General features: G+C 60.6%; 14 protein-coding genes. 9 read left to right on the forward strand and 5 right to left on the reverse strand.

The window, feature by feature from the left end; translation table 11 throughout:
• Positions 1-128: 128 nt before the first annotated feature.
• Both HU759_RS27555 and HU759_RS27560 read right to left on the reverse strand, forming a co-directional pair.
• Entirely contained in the window at positions 129-758 is a 630-nt protein-coding gene (locus HU759_RS27555) for a response regulator transcription factor (protein WP_017138071.1), read from the reverse strand.
• 18 nt (positions 759-776) lie between these two features.
• Positions 777-2,771 (reverse strand): transporter substrate-binding domain-containing protein, encoded by a 1,995-nt coding sequence (locus HU759_RS27560; RefSeq protein ID WP_017138070.1) that lies wholly within the window; start codon positions 2,769-2,771, stop codon positions 777-779.
• A gap of 77 nt (positions 2,772-2,848) precedes the next feature.
• Between HU759_RS27560 and HU759_RS27565 the strand changes: the two genes are divergently transcribed.
• Positions 2,849-3,823 carry an alpha/beta hydrolase family protein gene (locus HU759_RS27565; protein WP_170040780.1) on the forward strand — a complete coding sequence of 325 codons (975 nt, stop codon included), beginning with the start codon at positions 2,849-2,851 and terminating at the stop codon, positions 3,821-3,823.
• A gap of 58 nt (positions 3,824-3,881) precedes the next feature.
• Here the strand turns inward: HU759_RS27565 and HU759_RS27570 are convergent, their stop codons facing one another.
• The 3 genes from HU759_RS27570 to HU759_RS27580 are packed head-to-tail and all read right to left on the reverse strand — an operon-like array spanning position 3,882 to position 6,347.
• Positions 3,882-4,649, reverse strand: a complete 768-nt coding sequence (locus tag HU759_RS27570) for a TerB family tellurite resistance protein (protein ID WP_017138068.1) — start codon at positions 4,647-4,649, stop codon at positions 3,882-3,884.
• Position 4,650: 1 nt separating this feature from the next.
• Positions 4,651-5,325: an N-acetylmuramate alpha-1-phosphate uridylyltransferase MurU gene (gene murU / locus HU759_RS27575; RefSeq protein WP_170040781.1), complete on the reverse strand. Its 675-nt coding sequence runs from the start codon at positions 5,323-5,325 to the stop codon at positions 4,651-4,653.
• Entirely contained in the window at positions 5,322-6,347 is a 1,026-nt protein-coding gene (locus HU759_RS27580; protein WP_170040782.1) for a phosphotransferase, read from the reverse strand. The genes murU and HU759_RS27580 overlap by 4 nt, the downstream gene beginning before the upstream one ends.
• Before the next feature lie 130 nt (positions 6,348-6,477).
• Between HU759_RS27580 and HU759_RS27585 the strand changes: the two genes are divergently transcribed.
• The 8 genes from HU759_RS27585 to HU759_RS27620 all read left to right on the forward strand — a co-directional run bounded on the left by HU759_RS27585 (position 6,478) and on the right by HU759_RS27620 (position 16,429).
• The gene (locus tag HU759_RS27585) at positions 6,478-9,312 is read left to right on the forward strand and encodes an LPS-assembly protein LptD (protein ID WP_170040783.1); all 2,835 of its coding nucleotides are present in this window, start codon (positions 6,478-6,480) and stop codon (positions 9,310-9,312) included.
• A complete protein-coding gene (locus tag HU759_RS27590; RefSeq protein WP_017138064.1) occupies positions 9,287-10,627 on the forward strand; it encodes a peptidylprolyl isomerase in 1,341 nt (446 codons plus the stop codon). The genes HU759_RS27585 and HU759_RS27590 overlap by 26 nt, the downstream gene beginning before the upstream one ends.
• Positions 10,624-11,613 carry a 4-hydroxythreonine-4-phosphate dehydrogenase PdxA gene (gene pdxA / locus HU759_RS27595; RefSeq protein ID WP_169987480.1) on the forward strand — a complete coding sequence of 330 codons (990 nt, stop codon included), beginning with the start codon at positions 10,624-10,626 and terminating at the stop codon, positions 11,611-11,613. Before HU759_RS27590 ends, pdxA begins: the two co-directional genes overlap by 4 nt.
• Positions 11,610-12,422, forward strand: a complete 813-nt coding sequence (gene rsmA, locus HU759_RS27600; RefSeq protein WP_056857851.1) for a 16S rRNA (adenine(1518)-N(6)/adenine(1519)-N(6))-dimethyltransferase RsmA — start codon at positions 11,610-11,612, stop codon at positions 12,420-12,422. Before pdxA ends, rsmA begins: the two co-directional genes overlap by 4 nt.
• A 231-nt stretch (positions 12,423-12,653) precedes the next feature.
• A complete protein-coding gene (gene apaG / locus HU759_RS27605; RefSeq protein WP_017138061.1) occupies positions 12,654-13,034 on the forward strand; it encodes a Co2+/Mg2+ efflux protein ApaG in 381 nt (126 codons plus the stop codon).
• Positions 13,034-13,882 carry a symmetrical bis(5'-nucleosyl)-tetraphosphatase gene (locus HU759_RS27610; protein ID WP_099550419.1) on the forward strand — a complete coding sequence of 283 codons (849 nt, stop codon included), beginning with the start codon at positions 13,034-13,036 and terminating at the stop codon, positions 13,880-13,882. Before apaG ends, HU759_RS27610 begins: the two co-directional genes overlap by 1 nt.
• Positions 13,883-13,891: 9 nt before the next feature.
• Positions 13,892-14,221, forward strand: coding sequence for a thiosulfate sulfurtransferase GlpE (gene glpE, locus HU759_RS27615; RefSeq protein ID WP_017138059.1), 330 nt, complete (start codon positions 13,892-13,894; stop codon positions 14,219-14,221).
• A gap of 285 nt (positions 14,222-14,506) precedes the next feature.
• Complete coding sequence (locus HU759_RS27620) at positions 14,507-16,429, forward strand: PrkA family serine protein kinase (RefSeq protein ID WP_026013778.1); 1,923 nt, start codon at positions 14,507-14,509, stop codon at positions 16,427-16,429.
• The last annotated feature ends 80 nt before the right edge of the window (positions 16,430-16,509 follow it).

The raw sequence follows: 16,509 nt of genomic DNA on the forward strand, positions 1-16,509 counted from the left end.
GAGGAGCCCGGCTTGATCGTTCCCTCGCTCCGCGTGGGAATGCAGCCCAGGACGCTCTGCGTCCTAAAGCGTGACGCAGAGCGTCACAAGAGGTGTTACCACGCGGAGCGTGGGAACGATCGAGGGGGTTACAAGAGTTTGTGTTCCATGGCGTACTTCACCAGTTCGGCCAGGGAGGTGATATGGAGCTTTTGCATCAACCGCGCCTTGTGGGTGCTGATGGTCTTGCTGCTCAGCGCCAGTTGCTGGGCGATGTCATTGACGTTGGCGCCCTGGGCCAGGCGCTCGAACACTGAGAACTCGCGCTCCGACAGTAACGAGTGCAATGGCCGCGTATCGGTGAGGCCGACCTCAAAGACCATGCGGTCCGCCAGGTCCGGGTCGATGTAACGCCCGCCCGCCGCCACCTTGCGAATCGCCGTCAGCAACAGCGCCGGGTCACTGTCCTTGGTGGCATACCCCGCCGCCCCGACTTTCAGGGCGCGGGCAGCCATTTGCGCTTCATCGTGCATCGACAGCACCAGAATCGCGGGCGGGTTACTCAATGCACGGATGCGCGCAATCGCTTCCAGGCCATTTACGCCCGGCATCGAGATATCCAGCAACACCACCTCACAGGCGATATGGCGCAAGGTCTCCAGCAACTGCTCGCCATTGCTGGCCTCGCCGACCACCAGCAGGTCTTTGGCCAGGCCAATCAATTGCTTGATGCCTTCACGAACAATGGTGTGGTCTTCGGCTACCAATACGCGAATCACAGGGGCTTGCTCCTATCGTTATGCATCCAACGGCACCGTGACACTCAAGGTGGTGCCCTCCCCAAGTTCGCTGTGCAGGCTCAATTGCCCGCCCATCATCAGCACCCGCTCACGCATGCCGACTACGCCAAAGGATACCGGGCGGCCGGGGTTCTCGACGAAACCGACGCCGTCATCGCTGATGGTCAGCCGCAAGTCGGCGCTTTCCACTGTCAGGGTCAGTTCGACAGTATGCGCCTGGGCATGACGCATCACATTGGTCAGCGCCTCCTGCAGGATGCGGAACAGGCCAATTGCCTTGGCATCGCTGAGGGCCGGCAGGTTATCCGGGACTTGTACCAGACAGGGAATGTGCGTGCGCGCTTCGAAGCGGCGGGCTTGCCATTCAATCGCCGAGGCGATGCCAGCGTCGAGAATCGGCGGGCGTAGCGCGGTCGCCACATCCCGGACAAGCTGGAACAGCTGGGCGATCAGGCGTTTCATGCTGTTCAGGCGCTCGGTCAAGCCCGGGTCCAATTGCGCATAGGCCAGCTCGCACATCGAGGTCTCCAGCTTGAGCACCGTGAGCATCTGACCCAACTCGTCATGCACTTCACGGGCGATACGCGCCTTTTCCTCTTCGCGCACGGTTTCAAGGTGGGCAGAGAGCTCGCGCAGCTGTGTTTCGCTTTGCTGCAAGGCGGCCACGTAACGACGGCGCTCGGTGACGTCGTTGAGATAAACCACCAGGTATTCGCCCTCGGCAAAGCGCAGGAAGCTCAACGACACATCCGCCGGCAGGATGCTGCCGTCAGCGCGCACGCAATCGGCGGCGAAGGTCTGCGGGCCTTCTTCGCTGGCACGCGCACGCTTCCATACGTCGAGCCAGCGGTCCATGTTCAAGGTCGGGTCAAAATCGATCAGCGGTCGCTCGATCAGCGCGCCCGCGGCGTAGCCCAGCATGGTTTCGGCGGCGCGGTTGGCGTAACGCACATGGCTGTCCCAATTGACCCAAAGAATGCCGACCGTACTTTGATCGATGGAGAACTGCGTCAGCCGCAACGCTTCGGCACCCGCCGCACGCGCGGCGCTTTCTTCTCGGGCGGCCAGTAAGCTGTGTTCCAGCACTCGCTGGTGGCGGCGCTGCCAAACCACCACGGCGAGGCTGGCGAGCAGGAACATCGCCAAGAGCAGGCTGAGGTTTTGCCACAGGCCCGGCGATTCCGTCAGCCGTGGGTATTTGGGTTGCAGCCAGCGGCTGTGCAATTGGTCGAGGTCGCGGGCGGGTATCGCGCGCAAGGCACTTTGCATGATGCTCGCCAGTTCCGGCCACTCACGGCGCGTGGCCACACGCAGCAATTGCGGCAGGCCGATATCGCCGACCACCGCCAGCCCGGCAAACTCCGCCTCGCCGGACAATCGGCTCAATTGCGCCTCATCCACCACGGCATAACGCGCCTGCTGGCTCACCAACAATTGCAAGGCCTGACGCTCCAAAGGGACGCCTTGCAGGTTGAGGTTGGGATAATTGCTGCGCAGGTAATCGGCGACAGCGCTGGGCATGCGCACGGCGACGCGGGACAGCTCGTCAAGCTTTTCCAGCTCCACCGCGCCGCCGCCCTCGCGAATGCCGACGATATGCTGAGGCACGCGCATGTAAGGGTCGCTGAATAACCACAAACGCAAACCGGCCGGGGTTTGCTGCAGGCCCGGGGCGATATCCACCTCGCCATCGCGCACGGCAGCTTCCAGTTGCTCCTGGCTGGGGAAATTGCGCCAGGTCAGGTCGATATTCAGCGCTTTGGCCAGCCATTGCATCAACTCGACATTCGCCCCGGACAAGCGCTGCAGGCGCCGATCGTATTGGGCGTACGGTGCCTGCAATACCAGGCCCACGCGCAACTGCGGGTGCTGCGCCAGCCATTCACGCTGCTGAGCATTGAGCTGCGCCTGCGGCGCGATAGGCGCAGGCGCGGCATTCGCCATCAAGGCAAAGCACACACAGCCGATAACCAGCAGACAGCGAAAACCCATGATCCACGTCTCACATCACTGACAAACACTGACCAACCCATTAGGCTGCTGGAATCACTTCTGGCCGGGAATTAACGATGCCCTTTACCCACCGTTCGGCACTGCCAGCATTGTGCCTATCGCTGCTATTTACCAGCGCCTTTTCTGTTCAAGCCGCCGACGCGCCTGCGCCCACCGCCGAAAAACCGGCTGAACGCCAAGCCCTGCCCGAGCGCAGCCAGGAAGAAGCCAACGCCCTTGAGCGACAACTTCCACGCCAGGAACAACAACAGTTGCAGGCCGGCACCGACTCATTTCTGGCGCTGTGGAAACCTGCCAACAGCGCCGAGCCCGAAGGGGTGGTGATTATCGTACCGGGCGCAGGGGAAAGTGCTGACTGGCCGCAAGCAATCGCGCCCTTACGGCGCAAGCTGCCCGATGCCAATTGGGGCACCCTCAGTTTGTCGCTGCCGGATGTGAACCTCGACACCTTGCCGCCACGGGTCATGGAGCCACCTAAAGCCGCCGTCGACACCAGCAGCAAAGACGGCAGCACGGCCGCCAAACCGATCGAACAAGCCGCCAGCGCCGAAGCCGAAGGCACTGACCCGGCGGTGGTGCCTGGTGCTGATGAACAAGACAAGACCGACGCCAAGCGCATCTTTGATCGCATTGACGCCGCCGTTGCCTTTGCCCAAACCCAGAGCGCCCGCAGTGTGGTACTGCTCGGCCACGGCACCGGCGCCTGGTGGGCTGCGCGCTACCTGAGCGAGAAACAGCCGTCCCAAGTGCAGAAGTTGGTGATGGTGGATGGCAAGACGCCAGCGGCCAGGCAGCCGGACCTGCAAAAACTGGCACCGGCGCTGAAGGTGCCGACGGCGGATGTGTATTACCAGGACGGCGCTCAAGAGCGCAAAAACGCCCTGGAACGCATGCAGGCCGCCAAGCGGGCGAAGAATGACAGCTATAAACAGGTGTCACTCAAGACCTTGCCGGGCAACAGTGCGGCTGAGCAAGAGCAGCTGTATCGGCGGGTTCGCGGGTGGTTGAGCCCGGAGCCGACCTCCAACTAATCCAGCCTGGCAAGCCAGCTCCCACACTGATTGGGTTGTCACTTCCAAATGGTGGTGGCTACCTGAAATCCCGCCGTTCGCGAATCAACGCATAAGCATTGTGCAGCTCGCGGGTGCGCTCGGTGGCCTCACGCACTTGCGCCAGGCTCGCGCCACTGCCGGCGATCTTGTCCGGGTGATGGCGGCTGAGCAGGCGGCGATAGGCACGTTTGATCGCCGCCGGTTCGCTGGTGGACGTCACCCCCAGAATCCGCAACGCCTCCTGATACGCCCCGCCACGACTGGCTAATGGCTTGCGTTCGGGGGCGTAATCAGACGCCAGCGCCTGCAGCTGTTGCGGCGTCCACCCCAGCCACTTGCCCCATAGGTCAATCAGGTCGCGCTCGGCGTCATCGGCCCTGCCGTCCGCCCAGGCCATGCGCCAGCATGCACGCAATACACCTTCTGCCGCATGGGGTTGGGCTTTGAGTACGCGCAGGTAATTGCGCACTCGGTCGGATCCCGACTTGCCACGATTGAACGCGGTAATCGCCCGACGCTGGGCCGGCTCGCTCATGTCCAGCGAGCGCATCTCCTGGCGCGCCTGCTGAATATGCCCCTCCACCACCCGGCCATTACTCTTGGCCAGGCGCCCCAACAAAACAAACAGCAATTCGTCGTTGCGCAACGCCGGGCGCCCGCCCAGGCGCTCGCGCAATTGCGCCCAGCTGTGCAACTGCAGGCGGCGATCCAGTGCCTGCCCCAGCAATGCGCCCAACAAGGCCCCCGGAATACTGGCAATGGCAAAGCCAGCCCCGGCACCGATCAGTGTCCCTGGCCACAACATCTTATTGCCCCGCAGTCAGCAGGGTTTCAACCTGCGCCAGACGCTCCAGCGTGCCGACATCAATCCAGCGTCCTGTCATGTGCTCTCCCGTTACCAGACCTTTGGCCATGGCCTCCCGCAACAGCGGCGCCAGTTTGAAGGCACCGGCGCTGCAACCCGCGAACAACTTCGGGTCGAGAACTGAAATGCCACTGAAGGTCAGGTTATCGGCACCGGGCGCGGCATCATGAAGCAGACCTTCGTCCAGGTAGAAATCGCCGCCAGAAGGGTGATGCGCCGGGTTATCGACCATCACCAGGTGAGCCAGGCCCTTGAGCGGTTGCTTGAGGAGATTGAAGTCGTAGTCGGTCCAGATATCACCATTGACCACCAGAAAAGGCTCGTCGCCCAACAACGGCAGCGCCTGGAAAATTCCGCCACCGGTTTCCAGCGGCTCGCCCTCGGCTGAATATTGAATGCGCAAGCCAAACTGCGCACCATCGCCCAGGTAGCTTTCAATCTGCTGGCCGAGCCAGGCATGGTTGATCACGATATCGGTGAAGCCGGCCTTGGCCAGCGCTTCAAGGTGATACTCGATCAAACGCTTGCCGCCCGCCTGCACCAGTGGTTTGGGCGTGTGCAACGTGAGCGGGCGCATCCGCTCACCTTTGCCTGCTGCCAGGATCATCGCCTTCATACGCCCGCCTCGGTTGGTTCACGCAGGCTGGCGAGCAGCTCGCCCAACTCGTCCAGCTCCGGCCGGTCGGCCAGTACCGCTTCTATATAAGCAAAGAAACGCGGCACATCGGCCAGGTAGCGTGGCTTGCCATCGCGATGGCAGATGCGCGCAAAAATGCCGATGACCTTGAGGTGACGCTGCACGCCCATCAGGTCACTGGCCCGCAGGAACTCGTTGAAATCCGCCTGCACCGGGATGCCCAACGCGGTGGCACGCTCCCAGTAGCCGCGTTGCCACGCCTGCACACGCGCCTTGGGCCAGCTGAGGAACGCATCCTTGAACAAGCAGGTGATGTCATAGGTGACCGGGCCGTAGACCGCGTCCTGGAAGTCCAGCACGCCGGGGTTCGGCGCGCTGATCATCAGGTTGCGCGGCATATAGTCGCGATGCACCAGCACTTTGGGCTGGGCCAGGGCACTGTCGATCAGGTGATCGCTGACGCGTTGCCATAAGGCCTGCTGCCGGGTGTCGAATTCGATACCCAAATGCCGGCGCACGTACCACTCCGGAAACAATTCCAGCTCACGGCGCAACAAGGCCACGTCATAGCTGGGCAGCGGCGCGTCCATCGGCAATTGCTGAAAAGCCAGCAACGCGTCGATGGCATCGGCAAACAATTGATCGGCGTTTTGCGCGTCAATCACGTCCAGATAGGTTTTTCTGCCCAGGTCATTGAGCAAAAGAAAGCCGCGCGGCAAATCTTCTGCATAAATTTTTGGCACATTTATTCCCGATTTCGCGAGTAAATCAGCGATATCGACGAAAGGTTTGCAGTTTTCCTGGGGCGGTGGAGCGTCCATGACGACGAACGTGCGACCGCCGCCCTCCCACCGGAAATAACGCCTGAAACTCGCGTCGCTGCTGGCCGCGGTCAATGTGGCCGGAGGTACGACACCCCAGTCCTGAGCGTTGAAAAGGATCGGCAACTGCTCATCCAGCCAAACTTTCAGCTGTTGTAAACGTAGATCTTGCTCGGGCATTACAAGGGTCTCCGACGGCGCTAGCCGTCAAGCGGGTCATGCTTTATTATCACGCATCTTTTTCAGACCATCGAGAGGCGTGCGGCCCAAACCGCGGGCAGATGGCACGCAGGAAGCCCGGACTAATAAGATGGCATTGAAATCCCCCGCGTTTCGTAGAAAATTTCCGTTGCTGGTAACCGGCAGTCTGCTGGCCATGCAACCTTTCGCCACCTCATTCGTGGTCGCCGCGGAACAGTATGACTGCTCAGTCTCTGCTTCGGGTGCCTGGGATTGCGCGCCAAAAACCGCCGCAGCCCCGTTACCACCGCGCCCGGTGCACGACGGTGCAGCCGTCAGCGCCGCTGGCAGCACGGCGCAAGCCGATGCTGGCGGCACCGCTGCGGCCGAGCCGAAGACCACCCTGGTCACCGAGTCCAAGGGCCGTGGCCTGCGTTCGCGCAGTGCCGACTACAGCCACCTGGACTGGGTGCCTCGCGACAAGCTGACCGCAGCCCAACTGGCTGAGACCGGCCCGTATTGCTCCGGCGCGTACATCGAGCCGACCCGTCCTGGCATGAACGACAAGACGGACAAAAGCGATTCGCCGACCTTCATCGGTGCCAAGGTGTCTCGTTACGAGCAGGAACAGCAGGTTGCGACCCTGGCCGGTGACGTCGTCATGCGCCAGGGCAGCATGCAGATGGAGGCTCAGGAAGCCAGCCTGTACCAAGCCGAGAACCGTGGCGAGCTGAACGGCGATGTGCGTCTGCGCGACAACGGCGCCCTGATCGTCGGCGACCACGCCGAGGTCCAGCTCGATACCGGCGCGGCCCAGATCGACAATGCCGAATACGTGCTGCACAAGTCGCGCATTCGCGGTAACGCCCTGTACGCCAAGCGTGCCGAAAACGCGATCATCCGTCTCAAGGACGGTACGTACACCACCTGCGAGCCGGACAGCAACGCCTGGCAGCTCAAGGGCAACAACATCACGTTGAACCCGGCCACCGGTTTCGGTACGGCCACCAACGCGACGTTGCGGATCAAGAACATCCCGATCCTCTACACCCCGTACATCTACTTCCCGATCGACGACCGTCGTCAATCCGGCTTCCTGCCGCCAAGCTTCAGCACCGGCAGCGAAACCGGCTTCACACTGGTCACGCCGTACTACTTCAACCTGGCGCCAAACTATGACGCCACGTTGTACCCGCAATACATGACCAAGCGCGGTTTGTTGATGGAAGGCGAATTCCGCTACCTCACCAAATCCAGCGAGGGCCAGTTCGGTGGCGCGTACCTGAACGACGACAGCGACGAGCGTAAGAAACAAACTGATTACGAAAAAACCCGTTACATGCTCAATTGGCAGCATAAAGGTGGGTTGGATTCGCGGGTGTCGACCCAGGTCGACTACACCAAGATCAGCGATCCTTTTTACTACCAAGACTTGAAGTCCTATCAGGAAGGTATCAAGACTCAGGACTTCGTCAACCAGCAGGGTTCAGTGGCCTATCGCGGTGACAGTTTCCAGGCTCGGCTGAACGTGCAGGCCTACCAACTGGCGACGATCTCCCAAATCACTCCGTATGACAGGCTGCCGCAGCTCACCTTCAACGGGACGCTGCCGTATCATCCGGGTGGGGTTAACTTTACCTACGAGACTGAAGCAGTTCGATTTGATCGCGATCTCAGAAGCGGCAACGTTCTAGACGAGAATGGCGGCCCAGTTAATCCGGATGGCACTCTAGGCGAGAAGCGCCTAGACGAATATGTCAATGGCCTAACCCGCGCCAACGGTACTCGCCTGAACGCAGCACCGGCCGTCGAATACCCGATGAACTGGACCTACGGCTTTATTAAGCCGAAACTCAAGTACGTCTACACCAAGTACGATCTTGACCTTGATGGCAAGGGCAAAAACGATATCGTTGTTGCACAAACGAACGCTACCGCAGCTAATCCCTACGCGGGCGGTGTCTTCAAAAGCTCCCAAGACCGCGCAGTCCCGATCGCCAGTATCGACAGCGGCTTGTATTTCGACCGCAATACCAACTGGTTCGGCAAAGACTATCGCCAGACTTTGGAACCGCGCGCGTTTTACCTCTATGTGCCTAACAAGGACCAGAGCGATATCCCGGTATTCGACACCAGTGAATACTCGTTCAGCTACTCCTCGCTGTTCCGCGACAACCGCTTCAGCGGCACTGACCGGATTGGCGATGAGAACAAGCTGTCCCTGGGCGTGACCAGCCGCTGGATTGAAGACAACGGCTTCGAACGTCAGCGCGTGTCCGTGGGTCAGGCGGTGTACTTCAAGGATCGCCAGGTTCAATTGCCGGGTGTCCTTGCTTCCGACCGCTCCGACGCACAGTCCGACGTGTCGCCTGTTGCCCTGGAATACGAATACCGCTACAACCGCGATTGGCGCGCGACAGCCGACTTCAACTGGGACACCGAAGAACATAGCACCCGCTCCGGCAGTGCAATGCTTCACTACCAGCCGGAAGACAACCCGAACAAGATCATCAACGTCGGTTATCGCTATCGTAACGACCAGGTTGTCTACAACCAGCTGACCGGCAAATGGCAGTTCGGTGGTGACTACGGGCAACCAGGCGATGCGAACTTCGTGAAGGATTACTACAAAATCCAGCAACACGACTTCTCGATGATGTGGCCGATCATTCCGCAGTGGAACCTGATCACCCGCTGGCAGTATGACTATGCCCGCAACCGTACCCTGGAAGCCTTCGGTGGTTTCGAGTACGACAACTGCTGCTGGAAACTGCGCGTCATCAACCGTTACTGGGTTTCCAACGACGAATACAGCCAGATCGCCCCGCTTAACGAAAAGGGTGACCACGGGCTCTTCTTCCAGATCGTCCTCAAAGGACTCGGCGGCCTGACCGGCGCCAAGGTAGAGAGCTTCCTCGACAAAGGCATTGAAGGTTATCGTGAACGTGAAGACCAAGCTTTCTGATTGCTTGCGCCCGCTAGTGCTGGGCGCGCTGTTCCTGGGGGCCGCATCGGCACACGCTGCGGTTCAACAGCTGGACAAGGTAGTGGCCATCGTCGATAACGACGTGATCATGCAGAGCCAACTCGACCAACGGGTCAAGGAAGTTCAGCAAACCATCGCCAAGCGTGGCGGCGGCGTACCGCCTACCAGCGTGCTGGACCCACAGGTACTTGAGCGCCTGATCGTCGAAAACCTGCAACTGCAGATCGGCGAGCGCTCCGGCATCCGTATTTCGGACGAAGAACTGAACCAGGCCGTCGGCACCATCGCTCAGCGCAATAACATGAGCATTGACCAGTTCAAGGCTGCCCTGGCCCACGATGGTTTGTCTTATGAAGACGCCCGTGACCAGATCAAGCGTGAAATGATCATCAGCCGTGTGCGTCAGCGCCGTGTAGCGGAGCGCGTTCAGGTGTCTGAGCAGGAAGTGAAGAACTTCCTGGCCTCGGACCTCGGCAAGATGCAGCTCTCCGAAGAACTGCACCTGGCCAATATCCTGGTTCCAACCCCAGACAGCGCCAGCTCCGAGCAGCTCAATGCCGCTGCGGCGAAAACCCAGGCTATCTATGATCGCCTGAAAGCCGGTGCTGACTTTGCCCAAACGGCCATTGCCATGTCCGGCAGCGACAACGCCTTGGACGGCGGTGACATGGGCTGGCGTAAAGCCGCGCAACTGCCACCTCCGTTCGACCGTGAGCTGAGCGCCATGAATGTGGGTGAAATCACCCAGCCAGCGCGTACGCCAGGCGGCTTCATCATCCTCAAGTTGCTCGGCAAACGCGGCGGCGAGACCTCGCTGAAAGACGAAGTGCATGTTCGTCACATCCTGGTCAAACCAAGCGAAATCCGTACCGAGGCGCAAACCAAGGAGCTGGCCCAGAAGATCTATGACCGCATCGAAGGCGGTGAAGACTTCGCCACCCTGGCCAAGAGCTTCTCGGAAGACCCGGGTTCCGCCCTCAACGGTGGCGACCTGAACTGGATCGATCCGAAAGCGCTGGTGCCGGAGTTCCAGGACGTCATGGCCAAGACCCCGCAAGGCGTTCTGTCCAAGCCGTTCAAGACCCAATATGGCTGGCACGTCCTGGAAGTCCTTGGCCGCCGCGCCACCGACAACACCACCCAGGCCCGCGAGCAACAAGCCCTGACCGTGCTGCGTAACCGCAAGTACGACGAAGAGCTGCAAACCTGGTTGCGTCAGATCCGTGACGAAGCCTACGTAGAGAACAAGCTGCCAGGCGCCGAGCAAACAGGCACCGACCAGGCAGCACAGTGAAACCCCAGCGTTTCGCGGTAACACCCGGCGAGCCGGCCGGCATTGGTCCAGACCTGTGCCTGCTGCTCGCCTCGCACCCTCAGCCACACCCCCTGATTGCCATTACCAGTCGCGACCTGCTCCTTGAGCGGGCCGCGCAGCTGGGTGTGGCTGTCACCTTGCTGGACGTGGCGCCGGGCAACTGGCCCGACCTGCCCGCCCCGGCCGGTAGCCTGTATGTGTGGGACACCCCGCTGGCAGCCAAGGTGGTTGCCGGGCGACTGAACAAGGCCAATGCCGCGTTTGTGCTGGAAACCCTGACACGCGCAGGCCAAGGCTGCATCGACGGCGACTTCGCCGGTATGATCACCGCCCCGGTGCACAAGGGCGTGATCAACGAGTCCGGCATTGCCTTTTCCGGCCATACCGAATTCCTCGCCGAACTAACCCATACCGAACAAGTGGTGATGATGCTGGCCACTCGCGGCCTTCGGGTAGCGCTGGTGACCACGCACTTGCCGTTGCGCGATATCGCCGACGCCATCACTGCCGAGCGTGTGGAGCGCGTTACACGCATCCTGCACACCGACCTGCAACAGAAATTCGGCATTGCCCAACCACGCATCCTGGTTTGTGGGCTCAACCCGCATGCCGGTGAAGGCGGTCATTTGGGCCATGAAGAAATCGACATCATTGAACCGACATTAGAGCGTCTGCGCCAAGAAGGCATGGACCTGCGCGGCCCATTGCCTGCAGACACTCTGTTTACCCCCAAATATCTGGAGCACTGCGACGCAGTGCTGGCGATGTACCACGACCAAGGGCTGCCCGTGCTGAAGTACAAAGGCTTCGGCGCCGCAGTCAACGTGACACTGGGCCTGCCGATCATCCGCACCTCCGTCGACCATGGCACTGCCCTGGACCTGGCGGGCAGCGGCAAGATCGATACCGGCAGCCTGCACGTGGCCCTGGAAACCGCCTATCAGATGGCCGAGACCCGTATATGACTGAGCATTACCAACACCGGGCGCGCAAGCGCTTCGGGCAAAACTTCCTGCACGACGCTGGCGTGATCGACCGTATTCTGCGTTCCATCCATGCCAAGCCAGAAGACCGCTTGCTGGAAATCGGCCCGGGCCAGGGCGCATTGACCCAAGGCCTGCTCAACAGTGGCGGCCAGTTGGACGTGGTGGAATTGGACAAGGACCTGATCCCGATCCTCAACCAGCAGTTCGCCGGTATGCCCAACTTCAACCTGCACCAGGGCGATGCGCTGAAGTTTGACTTCAACAGCCTCAACGCCGCGCCCAACAGCCTGCGGGTGGTCGGCAACCTGCCGTACAACATCTCTACGCCGCTGATTTTTCACCTGCTGAACAATGCCGGGATCATCCGCGACATGCACTTCATGCTGCAAAAAGAAGTGGTTGAGCGTTTGGCCGCAGGCCCAGGCGGTGGTGATTGGGGCCGTCTGTCGATCATGGTTCAGTACCATTGCCGCGTAGAGCACCTGTTCAACGTCGGCCCTGGCGCCTTCAACCCGCCGCCGAAGGTCGACTCGGCCATCGTGCGCCTGGTGCCGCACGCGGTGCTGCCGCATCCGGCCAAGGACCACAAGTTGCTGGAGCGCGTGGTACGCGAAGCGTTCAACCAACGCCGCAAGACCCTGCGCAACACGCTCAAGGCGCTGCTGAGCAACGCCGAGATCGAAGCCGCCGGTGTCGACGGTGGCCTGCGCCCCGAGCAACTGGACCTGGCCGCGTTTGTGCGTCTGGCTGATCAGCTTGCGATCCAGCCTGCGCCGACCGTGGAATAAGCTGTAACTCGATACAACTGTGGGAGCGGGCTTGCCCGCGATGGCGGTGCATCAGTGACACATTCAGTGACTGACACACTGCATTCGCGAGTAAGCCCGCCCCCACAGTTGCTCCGCGTTATACCGATAGCGCTTGCCGCCTGCCCGACACATGTCTGGCCTAGTGCCCCGCTCATGGCCTAGACTGATCCGCATCTGCTGTCCTCCGCTTTTGCTCTTAAGGCCTCTTGCATGTCCGATCCTCGCTACCAGATCGACGTCAGCGTCGTCACCCGCTTCCTCGCGGACCAATCGCAACCTGAACACGACCGTTATGCCTTCGCCTACACCATCACGGTGAAGAACAACGGGCAGGTGCCGGCCAAACTGCTGTCGCGCCACTGGGTAATTACCGATGGCGACGGCCAGGTCGAGGAAGTGCGTGGTGCCGGCGTGGTTGGTCAGCAGCCGTTGATCGACATCGGCGCCAGCCATACTTACAGCAGCGGCACGGTGATGACCTCCAAAGTCGGCACCATGCAGGGCTCGTATCAGATGAAAGCCACCGACGGAAAACTGTTCGACGCCATCATCGCGCCGTTTCGCCTCGCAGTGCCCGGAGCCCTGCACTGATGACGACGTACGCAGTCGGTGACCTGCAAGGCTGCCTGGAACCCCTCAAATGCCTGCTGGAGCGCGTAGCCTTCAACCCGGCGAGCGACCGCTTGTGGCTGGTCGGCGACCTGGTCAATCGCGGCCCCGAGTCCCTGGAGACCCTGCGCTTTCTTTATAAGATGCGCGATTCATTGGTGTGCGTGCTGGGCAACCATGACCTGCACCTGCTGGCGGCCGGCAATAACATCGAACGCCTGAAAAAAGGCGACACCCTGCGCGAGATCCTGGAAGCGCCGGACAGGACTGAATTACTGGACTGGCTGCGCCGCCAAAAGCTCATGCATTACGACGAAGGCCGCAACATGGCCTTGGTGCATGCCGGCATCCCGCCCCAATGGACGCTGAAGAAAGCCCTCAAGGGCGCCGCCGAAGTCGAAAGCGCCCTGGCCGATGACAACCTGTACACCGCCTACCTCGACGGCATGTACGGCAACGAGCCGGTCAAGTGGGACAATGACCTCACCGGCGTGGCCCGCCTGCGCGTGATCACCAACTACTTCACACGCATGCGCTTCTGCACCGCCGAAGGCAAGCTGGACCTCAAGAGCAAGGAAGGCGCCGACACTGCGCTGCCCGGTTATAAGCCATGGTTTGCCCACAAGGAACGCAAGACCCGTGACATGAAGATCATCTTCGGTCACTGGGCGGCCCTGGAAGGCAAATGCGAAGAACCTGGCGTGTTCGCCCTCGACACCGGTTGCGTGTGGGGCGGCGCCATGACCCTGATGAACATCGACACCGGCGAGCGCCTGAGCTGCCAGTGTGAACCTCCCCCTTCTGTAACACTGCCGGGCGCCAAGCCCTAGGAGCCCGCCATGAGCGAATTCAAACGTATCCCTCCCGAACAAGCCCAGGCCCTGCGCGAGCAAGGCGCCGTGGTGGTCGACATCCGCGACCAGCCGACCTATGCAGCAGGCCACATCAGCGGCGCGCAGCATCTGGACAACCACAACATCCAAGACTTCATCCGTGCCGCCGACCTCGATGCACCGGTGATCGTGGCCTGCTACCACGGCAATTCCAGCCAGAGCGCAGCGGCCTATCTGATCAGCCAGGGCTTCTCCGACGTCTATAGCCTGGACGGTGGCTTCGAGCTGTGGCGTACGACCTATCCTGCAGAAATTGCCTCCGACAATTCGCAATAATTTTTTTCACACCCCGCCACCCCGCGTGACGCTTGGGCTTGCGCCGTTTCTGACGAACGGCGCAGCCAAACTAATTGCGCATCGCGCCTTGACCTCCCGGATTCCGAACTATCCTTAAGCGCAGGCCATCCGAATCAGGGGAGAGCCGGTACACCGGCGTGCGGGTCATCGGTAGCGTTTCAGGGTGTTCTGGGGGGAAAACAGCCAGTGGCGATCGCCAATGGCTGCCAGCATCGACTGATTGATCCGGCGTCGGCTCCACGTATCGAGCGAGGTGACGACGTCATGAGTATCTTTAGCCACTTCCAACAACGCTTCGAGTCCACCCAGCAGGAAGAACTCACCCTGCAGGAGTATCTCGAGCTGTGCAAAAAGGACCGCAGCACCTACGCATCTGCCGCCGAACGCCTGCTGCTGGCGATTGGTGAGCCGGAGCTGGTAGACACCTCGAACAATTCGCGCCTGTCGCGAATATTCTCCAACAAGGTGATCCGGCGCTACCCGGCCTTTGAAGACTTCCACGGCATGGAAGAATGCATCGACCAGATCGTCTCCTACTTCCGCCACGCCGCCCAAGGCCTGGAAGAGAAGAAACAGATCCTCTACCTGCTCGGCCCGGTCGGCGGCGGTAAGTCGTCCCTGGCGGAAAAGCTCAAACAACTGATCGAGAAGGTGCCCTTCTACGCCATCAAGGGCTCGCCGGTGTTCGAGTCGCCTTTGGGGTTGTTCAACGCCACGGAAGATGGCGCGATCCTCGAAGAAGACTTCGGCATCCCACGCCGCTACCTCAATACCATCATGTCGCCGTGGGCCACCAAACGGCTGTCGGAGTTTGGCGGCGACATCAGCCAGTTCCGCGTGGTGAAACTCTACCCGTCGATCCTCAACCAGATCGGCGTGGCCAAGACCGAGCCAGGTGACGAGAACAACCAGGACATCTCGGCGCTGGTGGGCAAGGTCGATATCCGCAAACTCGAGGAGTTCCCACAGAACGACGCCGACGCCTACAGCTACTCGGGCGCACTGTGCCGGGCCAACCAGGGCCTGATGGAGTTCGTGGAAATGTTCAAGGCGCCGATCAAGGTGCTGCACCCACTGCTTACCGCCACCCAGGAAGGCAACTACAACAGTACCGAAGGTCTGGGCGCGATTCCGTTCACCGGGATCCTGCTGGCTCACTCCAACGAATCGGAATGGCATACCTTCCGCAACAACAAGAACAACGAAGCCTTCATCGACCGGATCTACATCGTCAAGGTGCCGTACTGCCTGCGGGTCAGTGATGAAATCAAGATTTACGACAAGCTGCTGTTCAACAGCTCCCTGGCCAAGGCCCATTGCGCGCCTGACACCCTGAAGATGCTTGCGCAATTCACCGTGCTCTCGCGCCTCAAGGAGCCGGAAAACTCGAACATCTACTCGAAAATGCGCGTGTACGACGGCGAAAACCTCAAGGACACCGACCCCAAAGCCAAGTCGATCCAGGAATATCGCGACACGGCGGGCGTGGATGAGGGCATGAACGGCCTTTCCACCCGTTTCGCGTTCAAGATCCTCTCCAAGGTCTTTAACTTCGACCCGCACGAGATCGCCGCCAACCCGGTGCATCTGCTCTATGTGCTGGAACAGCAGATCGAACAGGAGCAATTCCAGGCCGAAACCCGCGAACGTTACCTGCGCTTCCTCAAGGAATACCTGGCGCCGCGCTACATCGAGTTCATCGGCAAGGAAATCCAGACTGCATACCTGGAGTCCTACAGCGAGTACGGCCAGAACATCTTTGACCGCTACGTGCTGTACGCCGACTTCTGGATTCAGGACCAGGAATACCGCGACCCGGAAACCGGCGAGATCCTCAACCGCGTGGCCCTCAACGAGGAACTGGAGAAGATCGAAAAACCGGCCGGCATCAGCAATCCGAAGGATTTCCGCAACGAAATCGTCAACTTCGTGCTGCGCGCCCGTGCCAACAACAACGGCAAGAACCCTACCTGGCTCAGCTACGAGAAGCTGCGGGTGGTCATCGAGAAAAAAATGTTCTCCAACACCGAGGACCTGCTGCCGGTTATCAGCTTCAACGCCAAGGCCAGCAAGGAGGACCAGCAAAAACACAACGACTTTGTTACGCGCATGGTCGAACGCGGCTACACCGACAAACAGGTACGCCTGCTTTCCGAGTGGTACCTGCGGGTGCGTAAATCACAGTAAGGCAGCGACAGGCGCGTGCTGCCGGGCTTCTGGCCCGGCAGCCGACCGCTTGTCTCTAAGCTTCCAGCTCGCGGCTTGAA

The sequence above is a fragment of the Pseudomonas sp. OE 28.3 genome, assembly GCF_014268205.2.
Lineage (GTDB): Bacteria > Pseudomonadota > Gammaproteobacteria > Pseudomonadales > Pseudomonadaceae > Aquipseudomonas > Aquipseudomonas edaphica.